This is a genomic window from Falsiroseomonas oryziterrae, assembly GCF_021864505.1.
Lineage (GTDB): Bacteria > Pseudomonadota > Alphaproteobacteria > Acetobacterales > Acetobacteraceae > Falsiroseomonas > Falsiroseomonas oryziterrae.
Map to the genome: position 1 here is coordinate 1 of NZ_JAKJIB010000384.1, position 3,598 is coordinate 3,598.

The 3,598-nt window shown below is 73.0% G+C and carries 4 protein-coding genes and 1 pseudogene; 2 read left to right on the plus strand and 3 right to left on the minus strand.

Translation table 11 applies throughout. From position 1 onward, the window contains the following. Both L2I40_RS20580 and L2I40_RS20585 read left to right on the plus strand, forming a co-directional pair. The coding region (locus L2I40_RS20580; RefSeq protein ID WP_237217045.1) for a response regulator at positions 1-1,037 on the plus strand (1,037 nt) is incomplete at its 5' end. A gap of 57 nt (positions 1,038-1,094) precedes the next feature. Beyond that, entirely contained in the window at positions 1,095-1,889 is a 795-nt protein-coding gene (locus L2I40_RS20585) for a maleate cis-trans isomerase family protein (RefSeq protein ID WP_237217046.1), read from the plus strand. 33 nt (positions 1,890-1,922) lie between these two features. Here L2I40_RS20585 and L2I40_RS20590 read toward each other — a convergent pair whose 3' ends face one another. The 3 genes and pseudogenes from L2I40_RS20590 to L2I40_RS20600 all read right to left on the minus strand — a co-directional run. Further along, complete coding sequence (locus L2I40_RS20590; RefSeq protein ID WP_237217047.1) at positions 1,923-2,729, minus strand: glutaredoxin domain-containing protein; 807 nt, start codon at positions 2,727-2,729, stop codon at positions 1,923-1,925. Between the two features lie 11 nt (positions 2,730-2,740). Next, on the minus strand, positions 2,741-3,382 hold the full coding sequence (locus tag L2I40_RS20595) for an N-carbamoylsarcosine amidohydrolase (RefSeq protein WP_237217048.1): 642 nt from the start codon (positions 3,380-3,382) through the stop codon (positions 2,741-2,743). Positions 3,383-3,392: 10 nt separating this feature from the next. Then, a pseudogene (locus L2I40_RS20600) lies at positions 3,393-3,598 on the minus strand (hypothetical protein); the annotation flags it as partial.

Below are 3,598 nucleotides of genomic sequence, written 5' to 3' on the forward strand. Positions count from 1 at the left end.
GGCCGCAGGACGCCGAGCAGGTCGCGCGCCTGGCCGGCATGGTGCTGGAGGCGGCCGAGCGCGGCGCATCCGTCGCGCGTCGCCTGCTCGCCTTCGCGCGCCAGGGGGAGCTCCGCGCCGCGGATGTCGACGCCGCCGCGCTGCTCTCGGACCTCCAGGAGGTGCTCGGGCATACGCTGGGCGCCGACATCGAGGTCCGCACCGAGGTCGCGCCCGGCCTGCCGTCGCTGCGCGCCGACAAGGGCCAGCTCGAGACGGTGCTGCTCAATCTCGCGACCAACGCGCGCGACGCGATGGACGACGACGGCGGCGGAGGCGTGCTGACGCTGAGCGCGCAGCACGAGGTCGTGGACGCGTCCGGCCATCCCGCCGGGCTGGCGCCCGGCGAGTACCTGCGGCTTGCCGTCGCGGACACCGGGGCGGGGATGGACGCGGCCACGCTGGCGCGGGCGACCGAGCCCTTCTTCACCACCAAGCCCCCGGGGAAGGGGACAGGGCTCGGCCTCGCGATGGCGCGCGGCTTCGCGGAGCAGTCGGGCGGCGCGCTGGCGATCGAGAGCGCGCCCGGGCTCGGCACGACGGTGACGCTCTGGCTGCCGCGCGGCGACGGTCTGCCGCAGCAGGTCCCTGTTGCGGAGGACATGGAGGCATCGGCGGCCCGCCCGCCTTGCGCGCTGATCGTCGACGACGAGCCGCTCGTCCGCGAAATCCTGGCCGCCGAGCTCGCGGAGCGCGGCTGGGACGTGCGCCAGGCGCCCGGCGGGGAGGCGGCGCTGGAGTTGTTGCAGGACGAGGCGCCCGACGTCCTGATCACCGACCTCGCCATGCCCGGGATGAACGGGCTTGCGCTGATCCGTGCCGCCCGGCGCCTGCGCCCTGGCCTGCCGGCGGTGCTGCTCACCGGCCTTGTCGGCGATGGCGCCGCCGCCGAGGCGGCCCTGGCCGAGGCGTTGCGCAACGGCCCCTTCGCGCTGCTGCGCAAGCCGATCGATGCCGCCGCGCTCGCCGCGCGGGCAGCCGCGCTCCTGCCGCACTGAATGGACGCCTGCAGGCCCCGTCGCTAGCCTCGCCGCGTGGCGGAGGGGAGTGGAGCGATGGCGGTGGAGTACGCCCCGCGCGGGCTTCTCGGCGTGCTGACGCCGCAGGCGAACACCACGGTGGAGCCGGAACTGATGGCGCTGCTGCCGCCCGGCATCGCCATGCTGAATGCCCGCATGACCTCCCCGAAGCCGACCATCGTCGCGCGCCTGCTCGACTACCTCGCCTCGCTCGAGACATGGTCGGAGCAGTTCGCGAATGCGCCGGTCGGCGCGATCGCCTTCGCCTGCACCGGCGCGTCCTATTTCGCGGGCGTGGCGGAGGAGGACGCCGCGGTCGCGCGCATCGCCGCCGCGCGCGGCGTCGCCTTCGTCACCGCGGGCCATGCCGTGCGCGACGCCTTCCACGCGCTCGGTGCGCGACGCATCGGCCTCGTCAGCCCCTACCCGCAGGACCTCACGCAGGCCGGCATCGCGTATTTCACCGCGCTCGGCTTCGAGGTGACGCGGGTCTCCGGCTCTGCCGCCAGGGACGGCGCGTTCCACCCGATCTACGCGATGAGCGGCGAGGGCGCGCACCAGGCGCTGCTGGCGCTCGACCCCACCGGTCTCGATGCGATCGCCATGCTCGGCACCGGCATGCCGACGCTGCTGCCGATCCGCCGCACGCCCTTCCACGACGGCGTGCCCGTGCTGTCCTGCATGCTTGCGCTCGCCTGGCGCAGCACCTGCGCGCTGGATGGCGCTTCGCCCAGGCGTGAGAGCCTGCTCGGCTGGGTGCGCGGCGAGGGCTGGGGCGCGCGCTACGAGGTCCGGCAGGCCGTGGCGGGCGGGCAGGGCAATCCGCTGTAGTGCAGCCTTCCGCCTGTCCCGGCGGCGAGTTCTCTATGAGGCGCGCCGCAGCTTCGCGGGGTCGGCCTCGTCCCACACCTTCTCCGGCATGGGCAGCCCCTCGAAGGTCTCGCGGCCGAGCGGACCATCCGGCGCGATCCCGAGCCCCTCCAGCACCCACATCAACTGCCGCACATGCTGGCCGGCGTGCCAGACGGTGCGCTCCAGGAACTCGTGCATGGTCTGCTCGCCGTAGTAGACGTCGGCGCGCCGCGACCAGTCGCAGCTCTGGCCCGGGCCGTCGAACCACGCCGCAAGGCGCACGCGCATCTCCTCGCAATAGGCGACCAGCTCGGCCCGGCCGCTCTGTGCCTCGGTCGGGATCCGCATGTAGCTGTCGAAGGTCAGTGGGATGCCGTCCTCGTGCTCCAGAAACGCATCCGCGATGTTCGCGATGTGCCAGCCGAGCTGGGCGAAGCTGCGCGGACGGTTCGGGAGTTCGCGCGCCAGCGCCGCGTCCGGCATCTGCGCCAGGAACCGCGCGGCGCCGGCCAGCACGGCGTCCAGCCGCTGGCGCATCTCCGGCACCGGCAGCATGCGAGTCTCGCCATAGGGAATGCCGCAGAGCCGCGCGACATCGCGCAGCACCTGGCCGTTCGCCCAGGCATCGCCGCGCGTGACGATCGGCACCTGCTTCAGCCCGAAGCGTTCCAGCTCGGCATAAGCCGCTTCGTCCTCCAGCACGTTGCGCGACAGGAAGGGGACGCCGTGCTTCTGCAGGAACTCCTTGGTGCGCAGGCAGGAGGAGCAGCCGGTCATCCAGTAGACGCGGATCGCGTCGTCCGTCGTGCTGGCCTGCATCTGCCCCTCCCTCACGCCGCCGCCGCGCGAAGCCCGCGGAGATAGTCGATCACCTCGTCGCGGCCGACCACGTCGCCGTACTTGGCGTTGATGTCGAACAGGTTGGCGTCGTGCGGCCCATCATGCCGGTCGCCGACGCATTCCCGCGGCACGATGACACGATAGCCGTGCTGCACGCCATCCAGCGCCCCCGCCCGCACGCAGCCGCTTGTCGAGCAACCGGCCAGGATCAGCGTATCCACCCCGAGCGCTGCCAGCATCGGCGCCAGTGGCGTGCCGAAGAACGGGCTCGGATACTGCTTCACCAGCACCACCTCCTCCGGCAGAGGCGCGACCTTCGGGTCGATCTGCGCCAGCGGCTCGCCGGCCACCATCTTCCTGAGCGCCGGCACCTTTCGCACGAACCAGCCGCCATCGGCGCCGGAGGGATGGTACTCCACGCGCGTGTGGATCACCGGCACGCCAGCCTCCCGCGCCGCGGCGAGCAGCGGCACGGTGTCGCGCACGGCGCGCACCACGCCCTCCGCGAAGAAGGGCGAGCCCGGCGTGGTGTAGGCGAGGGTGAAGTCGATGACGATCACCGCCGGACGCGCGCCGTAGCCGACCTGGCCGTCGAAGACGCCGACATAGTTCTGCTCGCGCGTGACGGTCATGGCGTGGTCCTCATTCCTCGTCGGGGAAGTGGCAGGCGACCGCCTGGGCGGTGCCGCCGACCGGCGACAGCGCCGGATCGTCCTGCACGCAGGCGCGCGGCAGCCGCGTGCCGGCCGCCGCCACCGTGTCGGCGACGCGGGCGGCAACCAAGCGCGCACGCGGGCAGCGCGGGTGGAATCGGCAGCCGCCTGGCAGGGCTGATCGGAAGAGCACAT

Coding starts and splice junctions, on each gene's coding strand:
- L2I40_RS20590 (WP_237217047.1), bottom strand. CDS start 2,729: ATGCAGGCCAGCACGACGGACGACGCGATCCGCGTCTACTGGATGACC.
- L2I40_RS20585 (WP_237217046.1), top strand. CDS start 1,095: ATGGCGGTGGAGTACGCCCCGCGCGGGCTTCTCGGCGTGCTGACGCCG.
- L2I40_RS20595 (WP_237217048.1), bottom strand. CDS start 3,382: ATGACCGTCACGCGCGAGCAGAACTATGTCGGCGTCTTCGACGGCCAG.